The following is a 21,115-nucleotide window of genomic DNA, read 5'->3' on the forward strand; positions in this document are numbered from 1 at the left end:
GCCACCCGTGCCGGGAGCTGCGGTGCACGAATCCGCTGCAACGTGATAAGCCGGCGGCCGAAGACGGGCGCCGGCGTGCCGTGCTGCCGCATCATTTGCCGCCGCCGAGCGAGTGCACATAGATCGCAAGCGCCTTGATGGTGGTTTGGTCGAGCCGGTCTTTCCACGTCGGCATCACGCCGGCGCGGGCATTGGTGATGGTGTCGACGAGCGAGGCGCGGTCGCCGCCGTAAAGCCAGATCCGGTCGGTGAGGTTGGGCGCGCCGAGCTCGGGATTGCCCTTGCCCTCATCGCCATGGCAGACCGCGCAGTTCTCGGCGAACAGTTGCGCGCCGCTCGCCAGATCGGCGCCGGCATCGGGCGTCTGGCCGGAGATCGACAGCACGAAATTGGCCAGCGTGACGATCTGGTCCTTGTCCAGGATGGCGTCCTTGCCGAACGCCGGCATGGTGTTGAGGCGGGTGTCCGAGCTGTCGCCGCGGATGCCGTGGGTGATGGTGAACTCAAGGTCCTTCAGCGAGCCGCCCCACAGCCAGTCATCGTCGTTGAGGTTGGGATAGCCCTTGGCACCGGTGGCGCCGAGGCCATGGCAGGGCGCGCAGTTGTTGCCGAATGCCGCCTTGCCCTGGGCCAGCGCGAAGGTGAGCAGCTCCGGCGTCTTCTGGATATCCTCGAGCGAGGCGGTGACCAGCGCCTTGCTGGCCGCGCCGCGCTGCGCCGCCAGCGCCGCCATGTCGGCGGCGAGCTCGGCGCGGGAGGAGTAGCCGATCACGCCCTTGGTGTTGGTCGAGATCAGCGGCCATGCCGGGTAGACCACCCAATAGCCGAACGCCCACACGATGCAGGCATAGAAGATCCACAGCCACCAGCGCGGCAGCGGCGTGTTGAGTTCCTGAATCCCGTCCCATTCGTGGCCGGTGGTGGCGGTGCCGGTGATCGCGTCGACCCCTTTGCCGACGTGGACGGCGTCCTTGTTTTCGGCGTCCATGGCATCAGTCCTCGCGCAACGGGATTTGCGCCGCATCGTCGAAGCGGGCGCGGTTTTTCGGCCACAACGCGTAGATGACGATCGCGACGAAGATGGCGACGAAATAGACGAGGCCCCAGGTTTGGGCGAAGCCGGCCAGCGCGGTGTAGATCTCCATGGCGGTCACCTGAGGTTGGCTTTGTTGTCGTAGAGCTTGAAGTCGACCAGCGTGCCCAGCATCTGCAGGTAGGCGATCAAGGCATCGCCCTCGCTGACGCGGGTGGAGTCGCCGTCGAAGTCGCGCACCACCGCCTTGGGATAGCGGGCCTGGAGCGCGGCCGCGGCACCGCTGTCGTCCGGCCGGGTCTGCGCGGTGAGGTCGCTTTCGGCGTCGGCGATCTGCTCGTCGGTGTAGGGCACGCCGATCAGCTGCAGCGTCTTCATGTGGGCGGTGATGTCGGTGACCGTCAGCTCGCGCTTGAACAGGAACGGGTAGCCCGGCATCACCGAGCCCGGCACCAGTGCGCGGGGATTGCGCAGATGATCGCGCTGCCACTCGTCGGAGTACTTGCCGCCGACGCGGGCGAGGTCGGGACCGGTGCGCTTGGAGCCCCACTGGAACGGATGGTCGTACATCGACTCCGCGGCCAGCGAGTAATGGCCGTAGCGCTCCACCTCGTCGCGCAGCGGCCGCACCTGCTGCGAGTGGCAATTGTAGCAGCCCTCGCGGATGTAGATGTTGCGGCCGGCGAGTTCGAGCGGCGAATAGGGCCGGATCCCTTCCACCTTCTCGATCGTGCTCTTCAGGTAGAACAGCGGCGCGATCTCGACCAGGCCGCCGATCGCGACCACGAACAAAATCGCAAGCAGAAGAAGGATCGAGTGCTTCTCCAGCACCTGATGCTTGGTCCAGGCGGACATCCGATCCTCCTCACTCTGCCGGCTGCAGCGCCGGACGCGCGGGCGCGGTCTCTTCGGACTCGCCGTGGCGCACCGTCATCCACAGATTGTAGGCCATGATCACCCCGCCGATGACGAACAACAGGCCGCCGGTGGCGCGGATGACGTAGAACGGGTGCATCGCCTCCACGGTCTCGATGAACGAGTATTCGAGGAAGCCGAGCGAGGTGTAGGCCCGCCACATCAGGCCCTGCAGGATGCCGGACACCCACATCGCGGTGATGTAGAGCACGATGCCGAGCGTCGCGATCCAGAAGTGCCAGTTGACCAGCTTCAGCGAATAGAGCTGCTTCTTGTTCCACAGCCACGGCACCAGGCAGTACAGCGCGCCGAACGAGATGAAGCCGACCCAGCCGAGCGCGCCGGAATGGACGTGCCCGACGGTCCAGTCGGTGTAGTGGCTGAGCGAGTTGACCGCCTTCACCGACATCAGCGGACCCTCGAAGGTCGACATGCCGTAGAAGGCGACCGACACCACCAGCATGCGCAGCACCGGGTCGGTGCGCAGCTTGTCCCAGGCCCCCGACAGCGTCATCAGGCCGTTGATCATGCCGCCCCAGGACGGCATCCACAGCATGATCGAGAACGTCATGCCCAGCGTCTGCGTCCAGTCCGGCAGCGAGGTGTAGTGGAGGTGGTGGGGACCGGCCCAGATGTAGAGAAAGATCAGCGTCCAGAAATGGATGATCGACAACCGGTAGGAATAGACTGGCCGCTCGGCCCGCTTCGGCACGAAGTAGTACATGATGCCGAGGAAGCCGGCGGTGAGGAAGAAGCCCACCGCGTTGTGGCCGTACCACCACTGGAACATGGCGTCCTGCACGCCGGCCCAGGCGATGTAGGACTTCGAGCCGAACCACGACACCGGCACCGTGGCGTTGTTGCCAAGGTGCAGCATGGCGATGGTGACGATGAAGGCGAGATAGAACCAGTTGGCGACGTAGATGTGGGGTTCCTTGCGCTTCCACAGCGTGGCGAGGAACAACAGGAGGTAGGTGACCCACACTACCGTCAGCAGCAGGTCGGCATACCATTCCGGCTCGGCGTATTCCTTCGACTGGGTGACGCCGAGCACATAGCCGGTGCCGGCGATGACGATGAAGAGGTTGTAGCCCAGCACCACGAACCACGGTGCGATGTCGCCGGCGAGCCGGGCGCGGCAGGTCTTCTGGATGACGTAGAGCGACGTCGAGATCAGCACGTTGCCGCCGAAGGCGAAGATCACCGCCGAGGTGTGCAGCGGACGCATCCGGCCGAAACTGGTCCACGGCAGATCGAGATTGAGCGCCGGGAACGCCAGCTGCCAGGCGATGATGTCGCCGACCAGAAAGCCGATCACCCCCCACACCACCGCGGCGGCGGCCGAGAACTTGATCGGCCCCAGGTTGTAATTGGGCTTGCCGTCGATCTCGGCGCGGAAATCGCGGGTGCCGGTGTAGTAGCGGTTGACGATCAGGCCGACGCCGCCGACCGCGGCCGCCGCCCCAACCAGGGCATGAAACGCCATGACGTCGTCGGCCGCCTGGGTGGCGACGACGACGCACAGCACCGCGAGGGCGGCGAACGCGACGGCGCCGCCTCCTTCCCCGAATGTCAATGAAGGACGGCTGACTGCGGCTGCCATGGTGGACCCCGTGAACCCGTGGTGCGGCGATGCCGGTCCAGGCGCCGCTCGCCGGCACCTTGGACTTGGACCAAGTCGTATCACTCGCCACCCCGCTGGGGGATATGGAAAAACTGGATGCGAATTAGTCCTACTAAACGAAAGGCGATGGCGCCAGCCTGCCAATCCGCGTCCGTCCCAATACCCATGCCGCGGCATGTCGATAGCATCGCGCCCGTTTCCTGTTGTGTTGCAAGGTCGCGCTTCGGGAAGGTACGGGAGTTTCCTGAGGTGCCGCCGCCGGCATGTCCCGCTAGGTTGGCAGCTTGTTTTTGTTCTAGTGCGGTCGAGGTTGAAGCATGACCGATACGCCGATTCTGCTCGCCGAGCGCACCGTACCCCGTTACACATCCTACCCAACCGCCCCGCATTTTTCGACCGACGTCGGCTCGGAGCAATACGGCGCTTGGCTGGAAGCGTTGCCGGCGGACGCGACGCTGTCGATTTATCTCCATGTGCCGTTCTGCGCCCAGATGTGCTGGTACTGCGGCTGCCACACCAAGGTGGTGCGGCGGCGCGAGCCGGTCGAGGCCTACGCCCATCGCCTGGTGCGCGAGGTCGAGCTGATCGGCGCGCGGGCGGGCGGGCGCCGCATCGTCCACATCCATTGGGGCGGCGGCACCCCCAACATGCTCGGCTCGGACGAGATGCTGCGGGTGGCCGCGACGCTGAAGTCGCTGTTCGTCGTCGACGGCAACACCGAGCACGCGGTCGAGCTCGACCCGCGCCAGGTGACGCAGGAGCAGGCCGACACGCTGGCCGCGATGGGCGTCACCCGCGCCAGCCTCGGCGTGCAGGACTTCTCCGACCACGTCCAGCAGGTGATCGGGCGCGTCCAGCCGTTCAGCGTGGTCGACCAGGCGGTGGCGAACCTGCGCCGGGTCGGCATCGACAAGCTCAACGTCGACCTGATGTACGGCCTGCCCAAGCAGACCCTGCGCGACGTCCGCCGCACCGTGGTGCTGGCCGAGGCGCTGAAGCCGAACCGCCTCGCGCTGTTCGGCTACGCCCACGTGCCGTGGTTCAAGTCGCACCAGAAGCTGATCGAGGAGGCCGACCTGCCGAGCCCGGCCGAGCGGCTGGAGCAGGCCGAGACCGCCCACGAGACGCTGCAGGGCGTCGGCTACGTGCCGATCGGGCTCGACCACTTCGCCCGGCCCGACGACGACCTCGCGCTCGCCGCCCGCGACGGCCGGCTGCACCGCAATTTCCAGGGCTACACCACCGACGAGGCCGACGCCTTGCTCGGCATCGGTGCGTCCTCGATCGGCCGGGTGCCGCAGGGCTTCATCCAGAACGCGCCGGACATCGCCGGCTGGAGCCGGGCGATCGACGACGGCAAGCTCGCCACCGTGCGCGGCATCGCGGTGTCGGCCGACGACAAGCTCCGCGCCAGCATCATCGAGCGGCTGATGTGCGACTTCTCGGTCGATCTCGACGCCCAGGCGGCGGCGTTCGGTGCCGCCGACCTCCGGTTCGGCGACGAACTCACCGCGCTGGAGCCGCTGGCGACCCAGGGCCTGATCGAGATCGAGGGCCGCCACATCGCCGTCACCGAGGCCGGCCGGCCGTTCGTCCGCCTCGCCGCGGCGGCGTTCGACACCTACCTCTCCAAGGGCAAGGCCCGCCACTCGATGGCGGTGTGATCCGGCCTGCGGGCGACCGCGCGGTGGCCCTGCCGAGAAAACCCTGATCGGAAAGGGATTTTCCGGCGACCGGACGCCGAAACGTCGGCCGGAGTTGGTGTCATATCGCGCACATCCTCGATGCGCGCGGCAAGTTCACCAAGGGCGATCGGAAACGATCGCCCTTTTGCATTTGACCGCAACGCGCCGGTCGTCTGGCATGGCGTCCTCATTGGAGAGCACCATGCCGTTGTCTCGCGACGACATCGAACAGGCCGCCGCACTGGTTCACGCCACGCTGGCGCCCACCCCGCAATATTGCTGGCCGCTGCTGGCGCGCCGGCTTGGCACCGCGGTGTGGGTCAAGCACGAGAATCACACCCCGACCGGCGCCTTCAAGGTCCGCGGCGGGCTGGTCTTCGTCAGCCGCCTCAAGGCGGCGCGGCCGGACGCGGCGGGCGTGGTGTCGGCGACACGCGGCAATCACGGCCAATCGCTGGCGTTCGCCGGCGCCCGCGCCGGGCTGCCGGTGACGATCGTGGTGCCGCACGGCAACTCGATTGAGAAAAACGCCGCGATGCGGGCGTTCGGCGCCCGTCTGGTCGAGCACGGCTGCGATTTCGACGCCGCCAAGGACCACGCCCGCGCGCTCGCCGAGCACGAAGGGCTGCTGTTCGCGCCCTCGTTCGCCCGCGACCTGGTCGCCGGCGTCGCCTCCTACGCGCTGGAGCTCTTGACCGCCGTCCCCGACATCGACGTGCTCTACGTGCCGATCGGGCTCGGCTCGGGCATCTGCGCCTGCATCCATGTGCGCGACGCGCTCGGGCTCAACACCGAGATCGTCGGCGTGGTGTCAGACCGCGCCCCGGCCTATGCTACCTCGTTCGCCGCCGGCACGGTGATGCCGAGCCCGCGCGCCGACACCTTCGCCGACGGCGTCGCCGTGCGGGTTCCCGACCCCGAGGCGCTGGCGATCATCCGCGCTGGCGCGGCGCGCGTCGTCACCGTCGGCGACGACGCCATCGCCGAGGCGATCCGGGCGCTGTTCGAGGACACCCATAACATCGCCGAAGGTGCCGGCGCCGCCGCCTTCGCCGCGGCGTTCGCGGAGCGCGACCGGCTGCGCGGCCGCCGCGTCGGCGTGGTGCTGACCGGCGGCAACATCGACCGCGCCTGGGCGGCCGCGGTGCTGGGCGGGGTGACGCCGACGCCGGCGTGATTCTGCGAAATCCGCCCGATCAGGCCGGAGTTTTGACGTTGCGGAATATCGACGCGGCACCGCGGCAAGGCCGGCCGTCCGCCGCCTTTCACGCAACTTACGGCGTGTTTCGGGCGTCCGTTGCCAGGGTCTTGAGCAGAAGCTGGAGCGGCCCCGGCGCGGTGACCCGCTGCGGGAACACCACCCGCGCGGTGCGGTCGCCGCAAGCGAGGTCGAGCCCGTCGGGGTCGCAGCCGGTCACGCTCCACCGTCCGTCGGGCGCGCCGGCGAGCCGCGTCGCGTAGAGCCGCACCGCCTCGGCGTGGTCGTCGTTGAGGTGGGCGACGATGTCCGGCTCGGCCTCGATCAGCGCGCCCGCGCCGGCGATGTCGGTGAGCACGTCGGCCGGCCCGATCGCCGCCGCCCGGCCGAACCCGCCATTGAGGTGGATCGCCGCCAACTCCATGCGCCAAAAGGTGAAATCCGGCAGTTGGACGTAGAGCTGCGACTTCGGATGCTTGGCGAGGAACCGGCGGCGCGCCCGCGCGTCGTCGATTCTGCGGACCATGCCGACCAGCGACAGCCGGGGGTGAGCCAGCGGATCGCCCTTGCCGGCTTCGGCCAGCAGCAGCGAGGCCCTGCCGTCGGCGGCGAGGTTGCGGGTGTGCAGCGACAGCCCCGACAGCAGCAGCAGCGGCGCGCCGTCGACGTCGGTGGCGACATTGACCAGCGTGGTCAGCGGGAATCCGGACTTCGGATCGTTGGTGGCCAGCGCGCCGGCGCGGGTGGTGCGAAGCAGAGTCTTGGCCGTTCCGGCGGCGTCGAACCCGGCGCCGGAATCGACCGGCAGTTCGATGGCGCTCGATGTGATTGCCGGGCCGGCGCCAGGGCTGTCAATGCTCATCACCTTCTCCCTGCAAGGTATTTTCCCTTTCCGCCGCCGCAAAAACCGTGCGCCGGCAGCGCTTTTCGCGACGGGTATCGCTCGACCCTCAACCGACTGTATAGTCGGCACCAACCAGCCGCGGCCACAGATCGGCCCTGATCGCGGTTTTTTTCCCCGCCGGGCAGTCTGACAGAGCAGTCGCCCACGCGGTTTCCCAGTGTTTCCCAGGTGGCGCTTCCTCGCCGCGATGCAAAGGTTTTGTTCATGCCGACCATCGCCCTCGTCGACGACGACCGGAATATTCTCACCTCGGTCTCGATCGCGCTCGAGGCCGAGGGCTATCGCATCATGACGTACACAGATGGTGCGTCAGCCCTCGAAGGTTTCAAGACCAGCCCGCCCGACCTTGCCATTCTCGACATCAAGATGCCGCGGATGGACGGAATGGAGCTGCTGCGCAGGCTGCGCCAGAAGACCGACATGCCGGTGATCTTCCTCACCTCCAAGGACGAGGAGATCGACGAATTGTTCGGCCTGAAGATGGGCGCCGACGACTTCATCCGCAAACCGTTCTCGCAGCGCCTGCTGGTCGAGCGGGTCAAGGCGGTGCTGCGCCGCGTCACGCCCAAGGACGGCGTCACGCCGCCGCGCGAGACCGACGCCGCCAAGGTGCTGGAGCGCGGCCTGCTGCGCATGGACCCCGAGCGCCACACCTGCACCTGGAGAGGCGAGCCGGTGACGCTGACCGTCACCGAGTTCCTGATCCTGCAGGCGTTGGCGCAGCGGCCCGGCGTGGTGAAGAGCCGCAACGCGCTGATGGACGCGGCCTACGACGACCAAGTCTATGTCGACGACCGCACCATCGACAGCCACATCAAGCGGCTGCGCAAGAAGTTCAAATCCGCCGACGACAATTTCGACATGATCGAGACGCTCTACGGCGTCGGCTATCGCTTCAAGGAATGACCGTGCCGATGGCCCGCGCTCGGACCCGGCGGCCGGCAGGACGACCGCGATGAAGGCCGACGTCGACGACCGCACCGCCGACGCGATCCGTGTCGATCGTGCCGCCCGCTCGCGGGGCTGGCTGGTGGGGCTGCGCCGCAGTGCCGCGGCGCTGGTGTTCTCCAGCCTCACCCGCCGCATCGTCGTGCTCAATCTCGGCGGGCTGGCGGCGCTGGTCGCCGGCATCCTTTATCTGTCGGAGTTCCGCGCCGGGCTGATCGACGCGCGCATCCAGAGCCTTTTGATCCAGGGCGAGATCATGGCCGGCGCGGTGGCGGCCTCGGCCACGGTCGAGACCAACGCCATCACCGTCGATCCCAACCGCCTGCTCGAGCAGCAACTCGGCGACAATTTCGCCGACGACTACGCCTCGCCGCTGGAATTCCCCATCAATCCCGAGCGCGTCGCGCCGCTGCTGCGCCGGCTGGTGCTGCCGACCAAGACCCGCGCCCGCATCTACGACCGCGACGGCATGCTGGTGCTCGACAGCCGCAGCCTCTACGCGCGCGGCGACATCCTGCGGCTCGATTTGCCGCCGCCGGTCGACAAGGCGAGCGGCCTGGAGAAGATCTGGGGCGAGGTGCAGCGCTGGTTCACGCGCGGCTCGCTGCCGTTCTACAAGGATCTGCCGCCCAACGCCGGCAGGAGCTACCCCGAAGTGGCCCAGGCGCTGGCCGGCGCCAAATCGAGCATGGTGCGCATGAACGACCGCGGCGAGGTGATCGTCTCGGTCGCGGTGCCGATCCAGCGCTTCCGCGCCGTGCTGGGCACGCTGCTGCTGTCGACGCAAGGCGGCGAGATCGACGACCTGGTCGAGCAGGAGCGCTTCGTCATCGTGCGGGTGTTCGTGGTGGCGGCGCTGGTGATGGTGCTGCTGTCGGTGCTGCTGGCCGGCACCATCGCCGGCCCGGTGCGCAAGCTCGCCGACGCTGCCGAGCGAGTGCGCCGCCGCATCAAGGGGCGGGTCGAGATTCCCGACTTCACCGACCGCACCGACGAGATCGGCCACCTGTCCGGCGCGCTGCGCGACATGACCGAGGCGCTCTACCGGCGCATGGAGGCGATCGAGAGCTTCGCCGCCGACGTCGCCCACGAGCTGAAGAACCCGCTGACGTCGCTGCGATCGGCGGTGGAAACGCTGCCGCTGGCGCGGAGCGAGGACAGCCGCGGCCGGCTGCTGGCGGTGATCCAGCACGACGTCAAACGGCTCGACCGTCTGATTACCGACATCTCCGACGCCAGCCGGCTCGACGCCGAGCTGCAGCGCCAGGAGGCCGGTCAGATCGACCTGCAGAAGCTGCTGACCGCGGTGGTCACCATCGCCAACGAGGTGCGGCGCGACGACGGCGTCAAGGTGCTGCCGATCTTCGTCGAGCATCCCGGCCTGCCGGCGGCACGCCAGTTCGCGATCCAGGGCCACGATTCGCGCCTCGGCCAGGTGGTGCACAATCTGATCGACAATGCGCGCTCGTTCTCGCCGCAGGGCGGCACGGTGCGGGTGGTCTGCCGGCGGCTGCGCGATGAGGTTGAGATCGCGGTGGAGGACGACGGGCCGGGCATCCGCCCCGACGCGCTGGAGAAGATCTTCACCCGCTTCTACACCGACCGGCCGGAGGAGCAGGGCTTCGGCCAGAATTCCGGCCTCGGCCTGTCGATCTCGCGCCAGATCGTCGAGGCTCACGGCGGCCAGATCTGGGCGGAGAATCGGCCGGGGCTGGCCAAGTCCAAGCCGGAGGCCGGGCGAGACGCCGGCTATGACGCCGCCCGTAGAACCGTGCTCGGCGCCCGCTTCACCGTGCGGCTGCCGGCGGCCTGACGGCGGAGCCCGGACATGATACGCCCCGCCTCCTCCGATGCCGCGGCCGCCGATTCGGCGCCGCCCGCCATTGCCGCGTTCGGCGGCGCCCGCACCGTCCACGCCACCGCCGTGCTGGTCGGCGAGACCGCGATCTTGATTCGCGGCCCCTCCGGCTCCGGCAAATCCCGCCTCGCCCTCGACCTGATCGGCCTTGCCGACAGCGGCCGGCTGCGGTTCGCCCGGCTGGTCGGCGACGACCGCGTCGCGCTGGTCGCGGCCGGCGGGCGGCTGCTCGCCGCGCCGGCCCCTGCCCTCGCCGGGCTGATCGAGGCGCGCGGCCTCGGCGTGCTGAAATTGCCCTATGAGCCGGTGGCGGCGATCGGGCTGATCGTCGACCTTGCGGCCCCCGACGCCTGCCGGCTGCCGGAGCCGGCGGCAATCCGGACCGAGGTGCTCGGCGTCGATCTTCCACGCCTGCCGATTTCGGCCGGACCGATCCCTCTATGCTTGGTTGCGGATGTTGCCACCAGTAAATATACGCTTCCCCCCGCACTCCGTTGGCCCCACCTCTTGCGCTGACGGAGACGCTGCGGCAATGATGCCCGCCGGCCCGAGGGACGGGACGAATGTTTCGTTTCCGGCGGAGCGGGGCATGATCGGTCTGGTATTGGTTACCCACGGACGGCTCGCGGTCGAGTTCCGCGCCGCCCTGGAACATGTGATGGGATCCCAGCAGCAGATCGAAACCATCACGATCGGTCCGGATGACGACATCGAGCAGCGGCGTCGCGAGATTATCGACGCGGTGGCTGCCGTCGACAGCGGGGAAGGCGTGGTGCTGCTCACCGACATGTTCGGCGGCACGCCCTCGAACCTCGCCATCTCGGTGATGAACAAGCCCGGCATCGAGGTGGTGGCCGGCATCAACCTGCCGATGCTGGTCAAGCTCGCCACGGTGCGGGACGAGATGCCGCTCGCCGAGGCGGTGTGCCAGGCCCAGGAGGCCGGCCGCAAGTATATTTACATCGCCAGCCGGCTGCTGAACGGAAAATAGCGCCACCGCGCCGGCTCGGTGCAGCCCGGCCTTGGTTAATCTCCGGTCTGGCTTCCCCGCCGGCCGCCGCCGCCGGTATGATCGCTGCGGCGACCGTGCCGCGTTGGGGCGCACCGGCATCCGCGTCTCACTGCCGCAACCTGCGAGGATTTGATGAGCGAGCATCGTCAAGAGGCCGAAGGCGCGCTGTTCGAGCCGTTCCGGCTCGGCCGGCTGGAGCAGCCCAACCGCATCGTCATGGCGCCGCTGACGCGCAATCGCGCCGGCGAGGGCAACGTGCCGGGGCCGCTGGCGGCGCGCTATTACCAGCAGCGCGCCAGCGCCGGCCTCCTCATCACCGAGGCCAGCCAGATTTCGCCCGAGGGCCAGGGCTACCAGGCCACGCCGGGCATCCACTCGCCCGAGCAGATCGCCGGCTGGCGCCATGTCACCGACGCGGTGCACGCCAACGGCGGCCGCATCTTCATCCAGCTCTGGCACGTCGGCCGGGTGTCGCACGTCGCGCTGCAGCCGGGCAGGGTGGCGCCGGTGGCGCCGTCGGCAATCGCGGCCAACACCAAGACCTTCGTCAATGGCGCCTTCGTCGAAACCTCGGCGCCGCGGGCGCTGCGGCTCGACGAGATTGCCGGCGTCGTCGCCGACTACCGCAAGGCCGCCGCCAATGCCATCGCGGCCGGGTTCGACGGCATCGAGATCCACGCCGCCAATGGCTATCTGATCGACCAGTTCCTGCGCGACAGCGCCAACAGGCGCGAGGACGCCTACGGTGGCCCGATCGAGAACCGCGCCCGCTTCCTGCTCGAGGTGCTGGCGGCGAGCATTGCCGAGGTCGGCGGCGACCGCGTCGGCATCCGGCTGTCGCCGGTGACGCCGTCGAACGACATCGCCGACAGCGACCCGCAGGCGCTGTTCGGCTATCTGATCGCCAAGATCGACGCCTTGAAGCCGGTCTATGTCCACGTGGTCGAGGGCGCCACCGGCGGCGACCGCGACTTCGGCCAGCCGTTCGATTACGGCGCGCTGCGCCGCGCCTTCCATGGCGCCTACATCGCCAACAACGGCTACACCGGCGCGACCGCCGCGGCGGCGGTGACGAGCGGCGCGGCCGACCTGGTCGCGTTCGGCAAGGCGTTCATCGCCAATCCCGACCTGGTCGAGCGGCTGCGGCGCGGCGCTCCGCTGAATGCGCCCGACGTCGCCACCTTCTATGGCGGCGGCGCCGAGGGCTATACCGACTACCCCACGCTGGGGTGAGCCGCCGGCGCGTCCCGTAGGCGCGGACGCGCCGGAAGTGCCGATGGGTTTCCGGCCCGAGCCACCGGAAACCGCCTCATGCCAACCGCCCCGGATGCTGGCGCACGGGCCGTTGACGCGCGCAGATATTCGCCCCTGAAATCAACGATTTCACCGAAATCTGCGATCGGGACCAACGGCGGGCAGCCGCCGCCGTTGGTGTCACGGCCGGAACGCCAGCGCTGCCGCCGGCAACTCGACGCCGGGCAGATTGCGCGGGTCGGGCTCGGGCGGCAGCACGGTCTGCCGAATCGGAATGACGCCGGCCCACACCGGGAACGAATAGTCGCCCGGCTCGTCCTCCGGCGGCCCGACCCGGACCTTGGCGGAGGCCTCGTCGAACGGCATCGACATCACCGTGGTCGCCTCCAGCTCGTTCGGCTTCATCGGCCGCAGCCGCTCCCACTGCCCAGGAATCAGCCGGTTGACCATGGTGCGCAGGTGGGCCTCCTTGGCGGCGGGGTCGACGACCCTCGAAGGCCGGCCGAACACCATCACCGAACGGTGGTTGATGTTGAAATTGAACGCCGAGCGCGCCATCACCAGCCCGTCGATGGCGCTGACCGTCAGGCAGATCTCCGCGCCCTCGATCGCCCGAATCATCCGGCTCGCCGCCGAGCCATGCCAATAGATGCGCTCGCCCTCGCGCCAGTGCAGCGTCGGCGTCACCAACGGCTGGCCATCGGCGACGTAGCCGATGTGGCAGAGCGGAACGGCGTCGAGAATGGCGACGATGGTGTCGCGGTCATAGCGCGCCAGCCAGTTGTAGCGCCTGACGCGGGTGCGCTCGCTCGGCGGGGTGGTCGTCATCCGATAGCCTCCATTCCTGACACGCTGTGCTGTCGCCATGGACCGATGCCGGCCGGCCAGCGGCTGGGCTCTTGCACGTTGCATGCCGGCCGGCATTTCGCGTTATATAATTCGGTTATATACTGCTAATCGTTCGGCGGGGTCTGGCTGGCACGGCCAGCGTGTGGCCTGTTTTTTGCTTTGTACGCCGGAGTTGGGTTCCCCCGCTCCAGCTTGAAGGGCCTATATGGACGATACCACCGTCCTCACATTCGACGTCGATGACTTTGTAGAGGAATTCAGTCATTGCTTCACCGGCGAATGTCGGGTGAGCGTGCTGCCTGTTCTCTACAAGATCAGCCAGATCAACGCGAATGCCGCCGACCTGGCGCGCTCGCTGCCGATCATCCTCGGGGTGATGCGACAGCACCTCAAGATGCAGCGCGGCATGGTAACATTGTACGATCGCCATTCCGGCTCGATCTTCATCCAGGATTCGTTCGGGCTCGACGAGGCGGAGAAGACCAGCGGCGCTTACGCTCCCGACGGCGGCATCACCGCGAAGGTGGTCGAAAGCGGCAAGGCGGTGGTGGTGCAGCACCGCGACGCCGATGCCGACGGGCAGCGCAAAAGCAGCCGCATCAAATCGGCGCTGTTCTGCGTGCCGATCGTCCACGCAAAGCGGGTGCTCGGCACCATCGGCGCCGAGCGCGTCTACATGAACCCGCGTCTGCTGCGCCAGGATGTCGAGCTGCTGGCGATGGTGGCCTCGATGATCGCGCCGGCGGCCGAGCTCTATCTGATGGAGAACGTCGACAAGGTGCGGCAGGAGCACGAGGCCCGCCGCATCAAAGCCGCGCTCAAGGAGCGCTTCCGCCCCTCCAACATCATCGGCAGCTCGAAGCCGATCCAGGATGTCTACGCCCTGATCGAGAAGGTCGCCGCCACCAAGGCCACCGTCCTGATCCTCGGCGAAAGCGGCGTCGGCAAGGAGCTGGTGGCCAACGCCATCCACTACAACAGCCCCACCGCGGAGGGGCCGATGGTCACCTCCAACTGCGCGGCGCTGCCGGAGAATCTCGCCGAGAGCGAGCTGTTCGGCCACGAAAAGGGCTCGTTCACCGGCGCGCTGGCCCAGCACAAGGGCTGCTTCGAGCAGGCCGACGGCGGCACCATCTTCCTCGACGAAGTCGGCGAGCTCAGCCTCCCGATCCAGGCCAAGCTGCTGCGGGTGTTGCAGCAGCGCAAGTTCGAGCGGGTCGGCGGCTCGAAGCCGGTCAAGGTCGACGTCCGCATCATCGCCGCCACCAACCGCAACCTCGCCGAAATGGTCGAGCGCGGCACGTTTCGCGAGGATCTCTACTACCGCCTCAACGTGTTCCCGATCACCGTGCCCCCCTTACGCGAGCGCGGCAGCGACGTCATCACGCTGGCCGACCACTTCGTGACGCGCTTCTCCAAGGCCAGCGGCAAGTCGATCAAGCGCATCTCGACGCCGGCGCTCAACATGCTGATGAGCTACCACTGGCCGGGCAATGTGCGTGAGCTTGAGAACGTCATCGAGCGCTCGGTGATCCTGTCCGAGGACGACGTCATTCACGCCTACGACCTGCCGCCCTCGCTGCAGATGCCGAAGGAAAGCGGCACCGCATTCGGCGTCAGCCTGGAATCGAAGCTGCGGGCGGTGGAATATGAAATGATCGTCGAGGCGCTGAAGACCTCGAACGGCCACATCGGCGACGCGGCGCAGGAACTCGGCCTCACCCGTCGCATGCTTGGCGTGCGCATGGAGCGCTACGGCATCAGCTACAAGAGCTTCCGTTCGGCCGATCCGCGCAAATGGGGCCCGGAGGCGTGAGCGCGCCGCCGTAATCGGCCGCGGCTCTCATTGCCACGCCCGGCGCTCGGGTGTCCGAAGCATCGGCTCGGCCGGGCCGAGCGACACGGTTGGCGGTACCGAGCGGCGACGAAAACCATTGTCCGCTTGCCGCTGTCATACGGTTTCCGTTTTATCAGCTCGGCTCTTTCTTCCCTCTCCCCTTGCGGGAGAGGGTGCCGAGCGATCGCAAAGATCGCGAGGCGGGTGAGGGGTGCCTGCGCCGAGTAGGCTGAAATACCCCTCACCCGGCTCGGATTTCGCGGCGCTCATCCTCGCCACCCTCTCCCGCAAGGGGAGAGGGAAAAGACGCGCCCTTCGGCCAACGGCCGTTCCGAGCTGATCAACCGGAAACCGCATCATCGCCAAGCAGCAGCTTCGGCGGTACGGAGCGGCCACGCGAGTTTCCCGGAACAATCTCGCCGAACATTCCTCGACCTGACGGGGTTTTCCGGTTTCCGGACGACGAAGCGCCGGCCTGATCGGCCGGGTTCATACGAACCATCCGCACCAGTCCGCGGACTGAACATCATCGCCATCCGCCATCCGCCGCAGCGTCGACGCCGCCGGCATCGCGGTGCGTTGGCGCCAGACGCGCAGAAATCTACCCCGCTCGAACAATGCCGCGCGAATTTACCGGACCGGTCAATTCCCGCCAACGCAGCCGCCGCGACCGGCGAAACGTTGAAATTTACCGGATTGCACATTCCGCTGGAAATGCACCGCGGCCGCGCATTTCCGCGCGTCGGCGCTCGCCGCGTCGCGCCGAAAAACAAGGATCGAACAGCCGCTTAACCCAGCCGTTCGCCACGCCGGCCGATTTTCCGGCGGGCGTGCCGGTTTTCTGCCGCCGCCACCCCGGTCTGGCACGGCAGTTGCGATACCGGCTCAACGTGACGCGAAATTCTTCGCAAGCCAGACTAGGGGATTTTGAACCATGACCCGCAAGATTGCGATCTATGGCAAAGGCGGCATCGGCAAGTCGACCACCACGCAGAACACCGCCGCGGCCCTCGCCCATTTCCACGACAAGAACGTTTTCATTCATGGTTGCGACCCCAAGGCCGACTCCACCCGCCTGATCCTCGGCGGCCAGATGCAGGAAACCGTGATGGACTCGCTGCGCCTGTACGGCGCGGAAAAGGTCACCACCGACAAGGTGGTGAAGACCGGCTTCAAGGGCATCCGCTGCGTGGAGTCCGGTGGTCCGGAGCCCGGCGTCGGCTGCGCCGGCCGCGGCGTCATCACCGCCATCGACCTGATGGAAGAGAACGAGGCCTATACCGACGACCTCGATTTCATCTTCTTCGACGTGCTCGGCGACGTGGTGTGCGGCGGCTTCGCCATGCCGATCCGCGACGGCAAGGCCCAGGAGGTCTACATCGTCGCGTCCGGCGAGATGATGGCGATTTACGCCGCCAACAACATCTGCAAGGGCCTGGTCAAATACGCCAAGCAGAGCGGCGTGCGCCTCGGCGGCATCATCTGCAACAGCCGCAACGTCGACGGCGAGCGCGAATTCCTGGAGGAGTTCACCGCGGCGATCGGCACCCAGATGATCCACTTCGTGCCGCGCGACAATATCGTCCAGAAGGCCGAATTCAACAAGAAGACGGTCACCGAGTTCGATCCTTCGGTCAATCAGGCCAACGAGTACAAGCAGCTCGCGCAGAACATCCTCGACAACCAGATGTTCGTGATCCCCAAGCCGATGACCATGGACGAGCTTGAGAAGATGGTCGTCAAATACGGACTGTGGGACTGACGCAGACCTCCTCTCCCGACCCGATCCTGAGCCCGCGCAATCGTCCCCGCATAAGGAGAGCTGGACGTGCCGTATCATGAATTCGACTGCAGCACCTGCATTCCCGAGCGCAAGAAACACGCCGTGGTGAAAGGTCCGGGAGAGGACCTCACCTCCTGCCTGCCGCTCGGCTATCTCAACACCATCCCCGGCTCGATCTCGGAGCGCGGCTGCGCCTATTGCGGCGCCAAGCACGTGATCGGCACGCCGATGAAGGACGTCATCCACATCAGCCACGGGCCGGTCGGGTGCACCTACGACACCTGGCAGACCAAGCGCTACATCTCCGACAACAACAACTTCCAGCTCAAATACACCTTCGCGACCGACGTGAAGGAAAAGCACGTGGTGTTCGGCGCCGAAGGCCTGCTGAAGCAGAACATGCTTGAGGCGTTCAAGGCGTTCCCCGACATCAAGCGCATGACGATCTACCAGACCTGCGCCACCGCGCTGATCGGCGATGACATCGACGCCATCGCCGCCGAGGTGAAGGAGGAATTGCCCGACGTCGACATCTTCGTGTGCAACTCGCCGGGCTTCGCCGGCCCCAGCCAGTCCGGCGGCCACCACAAGATCAACATCGCCTGGGTCAACAACAAGGTCGGCACGTTCGAGCCGGAGATCACCTCCGACTACGTCATCAATTACGTCGGCGAGTACAACATCCAGGGCGACCAGGAGGTGATGCTCGATTTCTTCAAGCGCATGGGCATCCAGGTGCTGTCGACCTTCACCGGCAACGGCACCTATGACGGCCTGCGCTCGATGCACCGCGCCCACCTCAACGTGCTCGAATGCGCCCGCTCGGCCGAATACATCTGCGACGAGCTGCGAGTGCGCTACGGCATCCCGCGCATGGACATCGACGGCTTCGGCTTCGAGCCGCTGTCGATCTCGCTGCGCAAGATCGGCCGCTTCTTCGGCATCGAGGACCGCGCCGAGAAGATCATCGCGGAGGAGACCGCGAAGTGGAAGCCGCAGCTCGATTGGTACAAGGAGCGGCTGCGCGGCAAGAAGGTGTGCCTGTGGCCGGGCGGCTCCAAGCTGTGGCACTGGGCCCACGCCATCGAGGAGGAAATGGGCCTCCATGTGGTGTCGGTCTACACCAAGTTCGGCCACCAGGGCGACATGGAGAAGGGCGTGTCGCGCTGCAGCGAGGGGGCGCTAGCGATCGACGATCCCAACGAGCTCGAAGGGCTTGAGGCGTTGGAGCGACTGAAGCCCGACATCATCTTCACCGGCAAGCGGCCGGGCGAGGTGGCGAAGAAAGTGCGCGTGCCCTACCTCAACGCCCACGCCTATCACAACGGTCCGTGGAAGGGCTACGAGGGTTGGGTGCGGTTCGCCCGCGACATCTACAACGGCATCTATTCGCCGATCCACCAGCTCTCCGCCCTCGACATCAGCAAGGACGAGATTCCGACCGGCACCGGCTTCGTCACCGCGCGCATGCTGTCGGATGCGACCTTGAGCGACGACATCAAGAACACGCCGGCGCTGCAGCGCTACGACGGCAAGTACGACATCATCGCCGGGCTGCGCACCAAGACCTATCCGGAATTGCCGGCGAAGGTCGTGGTCGCCGCGGCCGAGTGACGACGAGCGACGAGGACGAACGAGATGGATGACATCACCAAAACCAACGCGCTCGCGGACAGCCTGACAATCGGTGGCCTCACGGTTCCGGTCGACGCCGTCACCTCCGAACGCCTCGACCAGATGGTCGACTACATCATGAAATACTGCCTGTGGCAGTTCAACTCGCGCGGCTGGGACCGCAAGAAGCAGAATGCCGGCATCATCCCCAGGACGGCGCAGCTTCTCACCGGCGAGGAGGTGGCGCGCGAGACGCCGTCCGACCGTTACTACTGGGTCGAGGCGGTGACACTCGCCGAAGCCTACCGCGAGCGCATGCCGTGGCTCGCCGACATGACCAAGGAGGAGATCAAGACGCTGCTGCAACGGCTGCACGAGCGCATCGACTATCTCGTTGTCGATGGCTCGCTGAACGAAGAACTCACCGTGCCGCACTATTGATCGGAACCATCATGTCCAGCGAAGCAATGTCCAGCGATTCCTGCGATATCGAAACCTGCGAAACCAAGTTCTGCCAGCTCAAGACCAAGGAGCGTATCGGCACCATCAATCCGATCTTCACCTGCCAGCCGGCCGGCGCGCAGTATGCCTCGATCGGCATCAAGGACTGCATCGGCATCGTCCACGGCGGCCAGGGCTGCGTGATGTTCGTGCGCCTCCTGATCTCGCAGCACCTCAAGGAGAGCTTCGAGATCGCGTCCTCCTCGGTGCATGAGGATGGCGCGGTGTTCGGCGCCACCGGCCGCGTCGAGGAAGGCATCGACGTGCTGCTGGCGCGCTATCCGCACGTCCGCGTCATCCCGATCATCACCACCTGCTCGACTGAGATCATCGGCGACGACTGCGACGGCGTCGTCAACAAGCTGGAGGAGGGCCTGCTCCAGGAGAAGTACGCCGGCCGCGACGTCCATCTTCTCGTCATCAAGACGCCGAGCTTCGTCGGGTCGATGGTGAGCGGCTACGACATCGCGGTGCGCGACTTCGTCAAGAAGTTCGCGCACAAGACCGAGCCGAACGGCAAGATCAATCTCATCACCGGCTGGGCCAATCCGGGCGACGTCAAGGAGCTGAAGCACCTCCTCGCCGAGATGGATATCGACGCCACCGTGCTGTTCGAGATCGAGGATTTCGACTCGCCGATCATGCCGGACGGCAGCGCGGTGTCGCACGGCGGCACCACCATCGAGGACCTGCAGGACACCGGCAACGCGCTCGGCACCATCGCCCTCAATCGCTATGAGGGCGGCAAGGCCGCGCAGTTCCTGCAGAAGAAGTTCAAGATGCCGACCATCATCGGCCCGACCCCGATCGGCATCCGCAACACCGACACCTTCCTGCGGAACCTCAAGGAGATGACCGGCAAGCCGATCCCGCCGTCGCTGGTCAAGGAACGCGGCATCGCGCTCGACGCGCTGGCCGATCTCACCCACATGTTCCTCGCCGACAAGAAGGTGGCGATCTACGGCAACCCCGACCTCGTCATCGGGCTCGCCGAATTCTGCCTCGACCTCGAGATGAAGCCGGTGCTGCTGCTGCTCGGCGACGACAACTCGACCTACGGCAAGGACCCGCGCATCCAGGCGATCCAGGCCGGCGTCGACTTCCCGATGGAGATCATCACCAACGCCGACTTCTGGGAGCTGGAGCGGCGCATCAAGGACGGCGACATCGAGCTTGATCTGATCCTCGGCCACTCCAAGGGACGGTTCGTGTCGATCGACTACAACATCCCGATGGTGCGCGTGGGCTTTCCCACCTACGACCGCGCCGGCCTGTTCCGTCACCCGGTGGTCGGCTATGGCGGCGCCACCTGGCTCGCCGAGCAGATGGCCAACGCGCTGTTCACCGACATGGAATACAAGAAGAACAAGGAGTGGGTGCTCAACGTGTGGTGACGTGACCGGGCAACTCGATTGAGCGGACGTGAGACGATGCGGATCGCGGCCTTTATCGACGAGAACGGCGCCCTCGCCGGTCTGCATCAGCACGGCTGCATCGTGCTCTATGACGATGCCTCCGGCGCCTGGACCGTTCAGCGGGACATCCCGTTTCCAGGCGCCGGAGTGCCGGCCACCATCGCCGGCCTCAAGGCACGCCTCATCCAGGCGGTGGGGCAATTCGACGATTGCAATGTGTTCGTCTCGGCCGGCTCGAAAGGCGCGCTCAGCGCGATCCTGCAGGATGAGCTGGGCTTCCAGACCTGGCAGAGCCAGGGGTTTGCGCTCGACGTGCTCGACGCGGTGGCGCTGAAGGAATCCGAACGCCTGGCGGAGATTGCCGCGGCGGCGGTGGCGGACGACGCCGGCGAGCCGCCGACGCTGGTGCTGGAGCGGGTCGGAGCCGAGCACTACCGCGCCGATCTCACCCGCTTCCAGAATCCCGACGGCTCGCACGATTCGATGGCGGTGCTGCTGCCGGTCCTGCAACAGCGCGGCTTCCGGCGACTGGAACTGGTGTGCGACCACAATCCGAAATGGCTGTGGCGCACGGTGCGCGAGCTCGGCCTCAAGCTAAAGCGTGAAATCGTGATGCGCGAGGGGGTGATGTCCACCATCACCATCTGCGCGGAGTGAAGCGCGGCCGGCGCACCGGCGCGGGCGC

The 21,115-nt window shown here is 66.8% G+C and carries 19 protein-coding genes; 13 read left to right on the plus strand and 6 right to left on the minus strand.

All coding sequences use genetic code 11. The annotated features are described in order from the left end of the window. Positions 1-91: 91 nt before the first annotated feature. Genes ccoP through ccoN form a run of 4 tightly spaced genes read right to left on the minus strand, consistent with a single transcriptional unit; the run spans position 92 to position 3,551 of the window. Entirely contained in the window at positions 92-988 is an 897-nt protein-coding gene (gene ccoP / locus BVIR_RS14005; RefSeq protein WP_055038210.1) for a cytochrome-c oxidase, cbb3-type subunit III, read from the minus strand. A 4-nt stretch (positions 989-992) separates the two neighbouring features. Continuing rightward, positions 993-1,145, minus strand: coding sequence for a CcoQ/FixQ family Cbb3-type cytochrome c oxidase assembly chaperone (locus tag BVIR_RS14010; protein WP_055038911.1), 153 nt, complete (start codon positions 1,143-1,145; stop codon positions 993-995). Positions 1,146-1,150: 5 nt separating this feature from the next. Beyond that, complete coding sequence (gene ccoO, locus BVIR_RS14015; RefSeq protein WP_055038211.1) at positions 1,151-1,888, minus strand: cytochrome-c oxidase, cbb3-type subunit II; 738 nt, start codon at positions 1,886-1,888, stop codon at positions 1,151-1,153. A 10-nt stretch (positions 1,889-1,898) separates the two neighbouring features. Continuing rightward, a complete protein-coding gene (gene ccoN, locus BVIR_RS14020; protein WP_055038212.1) occupies positions 1,899-3,551 on the minus strand; it encodes a cytochrome-c oxidase, cbb3-type subunit I in 1,653 nt (550 codons plus the stop codon). A 338-nt stretch (positions 3,552-3,889) separates the two neighbouring features. On the opposite strand from ccoN, the gene hemN reads away from it, so the two are divergent. After that, positions 3,890-5,236 carry an oxygen-independent coproporphyrinogen III oxidase gene (gene hemN, locus BVIR_RS14025; protein ID WP_055038213.1) on the plus strand — a complete coding sequence of 449 codons (1,347 nt, stop codon included), beginning with the start codon at positions 3,890-3,892 and terminating at the stop codon, positions 5,234-5,236. A 223-nt stretch (positions 5,237-5,459) separates the two neighbouring features. Further along, positions 5,460-6,434 (plus strand): threonine dehydratase, encoded by a 975-nt coding sequence (locus BVIR_RS14030; RefSeq protein ID WP_055038912.1) that lies wholly within the window; start codon positions 5,460-5,462, stop codon positions 6,432-6,434. A gap of 97 nt (positions 6,435-6,531) precedes the next feature. On the opposite strand, the gene BVIR_RS14035 is transcribed toward BVIR_RS14030, so the two are convergent. Then, positions 6,532-7,317, minus strand: coding sequence for a HugZ family pyridoxamine 5'-phosphate oxidase (locus BVIR_RS14035; protein ID WP_082417168.1), 786 nt, complete (start codon positions 7,315-7,317; stop codon positions 6,532-6,534). A gap of 246 nt (positions 7,318-7,563) precedes the next feature. Between BVIR_RS14035 and BVIR_RS14040 the strand changes: the two genes are divergently transcribed. From BVIR_RS14040 to BVIR_RS14060, 5 genes are all read left to right on the plus strand, one after another. Then, positions 7,564-8,265, plus strand: a complete 702-nt coding sequence (locus tag BVIR_RS14040; protein WP_055038214.1) for a response regulator transcription factor — start codon at positions 7,564-7,566, stop codon at positions 8,263-8,265. 49 nt (positions 8,266-8,314) lie between these two features. After that, complete coding sequence (locus tag BVIR_RS14045) at positions 8,315-10,120, plus strand: sensor histidine kinase (protein WP_055038215.1); 1,806 nt, start codon at positions 8,315-8,317, stop codon at positions 10,118-10,120. 15 nt (positions 10,121-10,135) lie between these two features. Continuing rightward, the gene (locus BVIR_RS14050) at positions 10,136-10,681 is read left to right on the plus strand and encodes an HPr kinase/phosphorylase (protein ID WP_082417170.1); all 546 of its coding nucleotides are present in this window, start codon (positions 10,136-10,138) and stop codon (positions 10,679-10,681) included. A gap of 73 nt (positions 10,682-10,754) precedes the next feature. Further along, a complete protein-coding gene (locus tag BVIR_RS14055; protein WP_055038216.1) occupies positions 10,755-11,156 on the plus strand; it encodes a PTS sugar transporter subunit IIA in 402 nt (133 codons plus the stop codon). A gap of 153 nt (positions 11,157-11,309) precedes the next feature. Continuing rightward, entirely contained in the window at positions 11,310-12,410 is a 1,101-nt protein-coding gene (locus BVIR_RS14060) for an alkene reductase (protein WP_055038217.1), read from the plus strand. Between the two features lie 201 nt (positions 12,411-12,611). Here the strand turns inward: BVIR_RS14060 and BVIR_RS14065 are convergent, their stop codons facing one another. Next, positions 12,612-13,259 (minus strand): pyridoxamine 5'-phosphate oxidase family protein, encoded by a 648-nt coding sequence (locus tag BVIR_RS14065; RefSeq protein WP_055038218.1) that lies wholly within the window; start codon positions 13,257-13,259, stop codon positions 12,612-12,614. Between the two features lie 226 nt (positions 13,260-13,485). On the opposite strand from BVIR_RS14065, the gene BVIR_RS14070 reads away from it, so the two are divergent. From BVIR_RS14070 to anfO, 6 genes are all read left to right on the plus strand, one after another. Then, positions 13,486-15,096, plus strand: coding sequence for a sigma-54 interaction domain-containing protein (locus BVIR_RS14070; RefSeq protein ID WP_055038219.1), 1,611 nt, complete (start codon positions 13,486-13,488; stop codon positions 15,094-15,096). A gap of 955 nt (positions 15,097-16,051) precedes the next feature. After that, positions 16,052-16,879: a nitrogenase iron protein gene (gene nifH, locus BVIR_RS14075; protein ID WP_055038220.1), complete on the plus strand. Its 828-nt coding sequence runs from the start codon at positions 16,052-16,054 to the stop codon at positions 16,877-16,879. Positions 16,880-16,945: 66 nt separating this feature from the next. Next, positions 16,946-18,514: a nitrogenase iron-iron protein, alpha chain gene (gene anfD / locus BVIR_RS14080; RefSeq protein ID WP_055038221.1), complete on the plus strand. Its 1,569-nt coding sequence runs from the start codon at positions 16,946-16,948 to the stop codon at positions 18,512-18,514. A gap of 24 nt (positions 18,515-18,538) precedes the next feature. Then, positions 18,539-18,955 (plus strand): Fe-only nitrogenase subunit delta, encoded by a 417-nt coding sequence (gene anfG / locus BVIR_RS14085; RefSeq protein ID WP_055038222.1) that lies wholly within the window; start codon positions 18,539-18,541, stop codon positions 18,953-18,955. Between the two features lie 11 nt (positions 18,956-18,966). Continuing rightward, on the plus strand, positions 18,967-20,409 hold the full coding sequence (anfK, locus tag BVIR_RS14090; protein ID WP_417852035.1) for a Fe-only nitrogenase subunit beta: 1,443 nt from the start codon (positions 18,967-18,969) through the stop codon (positions 20,407-20,409). Positions 20,410-20,445: 36 nt separating this feature from the next. Beyond that, positions 20,446-21,087: a Fe-only nitrogenase accessory protein AnfO gene (anfO, locus tag BVIR_RS14095; protein WP_055038224.1), complete on the plus strand. Its 642-nt coding sequence runs from the start codon at positions 20,446-20,448 to the stop codon at positions 21,085-21,087. The last annotated feature ends 28 nt before the right edge of the window (positions 21,088-21,115 follow it).

Origin of the sequence: Blastochloris viridis (assembly GCF_001402875.1) — a bacterium.
GTDB classification, from domain to species: Bacteria; Pseudomonadota; Alphaproteobacteria; order Rhizobiales; family Xanthobacteraceae; genus Blastochloris; species Blastochloris viridis.

What these genes read in the sequence shown, in the direction of transcription:
- ccoP (WP_055038210.1), bottom strand. Translation starts at nt 988, where the DNA reads ATGGACGCCGAAAACAAGGACGCCGTCCACGTCGGCAAAGGGGTCGAC.
- BVIR_RS14010 (WP_055038911.1), bottom strand. Translation starts at nt 1,145, where the DNA reads ATGGAGATCTACACCGCGCTGGCCGGCTTCGCCCAAACCTGGGGCCTC.
- ccoO (WP_055038211.1), bottom strand. Translation starts at nt 1,888, where the DNA reads ATGTCCGCCTGGACCAAGCATCAGGTGCTGGAGAAGCACTCGATCCTT.
- ccoN (WP_055038212.1), bottom strand. Translation starts at nt 3,551, where the DNA reads ATGGCAGCCGCAGTCAGCCGTCCTTCATTGACATTCGGGGAAGGAGGC.
- hemN (WP_055038213.1), top strand. Translation starts at nt 3,890, where the DNA reads ATGACCGATACGCCGATTCTGCTCGCCGAGCGCACCGTACCCCGTTAC.
- BVIR_RS14030 (WP_055038912.1), top strand. Translation starts at nt 5,460, where the DNA reads ATGCCGTTGTCTCGCGACGACATCGAACAGGCCGCCGCACTGGTTCAC.
- BVIR_RS14035 (WP_082417168.1), bottom strand. Translation starts at nt 7,317, where the DNA reads ATGAGCATTGACAGCCCTGGCGCCGGCCCGGCAATCACATCGAGCGCC.
- BVIR_RS14040 (WP_055038214.1), top strand. Translation starts at nt 7,564, where the DNA reads ATGCCGACCATCGCCCTCGTCGACGACGACCGGAATATTCTCACCTCG.
- BVIR_RS14045 (WP_055038215.1), top strand. Translation starts at nt 8,315, where the DNA reads ATGAAGGCCGACGTCGACGACCGCACCGCCGACGCGATCCGTGTCGAT.
- BVIR_RS14050 (WP_082417170.1), top strand. Translation starts at nt 10,136, where the DNA reads ATGATACGCCCCGCCTCCTCCGATGCCGCGGCCGCCGATTCGGCGCCG.
- BVIR_RS14055 (WP_055038216.1), top strand. Translation starts at nt 10,755, where the DNA reads ATGATCGGTCTGGTATTGGTTACCCACGGACGGCTCGCGGTCGAGTTC.
- BVIR_RS14060 (WP_055038217.1), top strand. Translation starts at nt 11,310, where the DNA reads ATGAGCGAGCATCGTCAAGAGGCCGAAGGCGCGCTGTTCGAGCCGTTC.
- BVIR_RS14065 (WP_055038218.1), bottom strand. Translation starts at nt 13,259, where the DNA reads ATGACGACCACCCCGCCGAGCGAGCGCACCCGCGTCAGGCGCTACAAC.
- BVIR_RS14070 (WP_055038219.1), top strand. Translation starts at nt 13,486, where the DNA reads ATGGACGATACCACCGTCCTCACATTCGACGTCGATGACTTTGTAGAG.
- nifH (WP_055038220.1), top strand. Translation starts at nt 16,052, where the DNA reads ATGACCCGCAAGATTGCGATCTATGGCAAAGGCGGCATCGGCAAGTCG.
- anfG (WP_055038222.1), top strand. Translation starts at nt 18,539, where the DNA reads ATGGATGACATCACCAAAACCAACGCGCTCGCGGACAGCCTGACAATC.
- anfK (WP_417852035.1), top strand. Translation starts at nt 18,967, where the DNA reads ATGTCCAGCGAAGCAATGTCCAGCGATTCCTGCGATATCGAAACCTGC.
- anfO (WP_055038224.1), top strand. Translation starts at nt 20,446, where the DNA reads ATGCGGATCGCGGCCTTTATCGACGAGAACGGCGCCCTCGCCGGTCTG.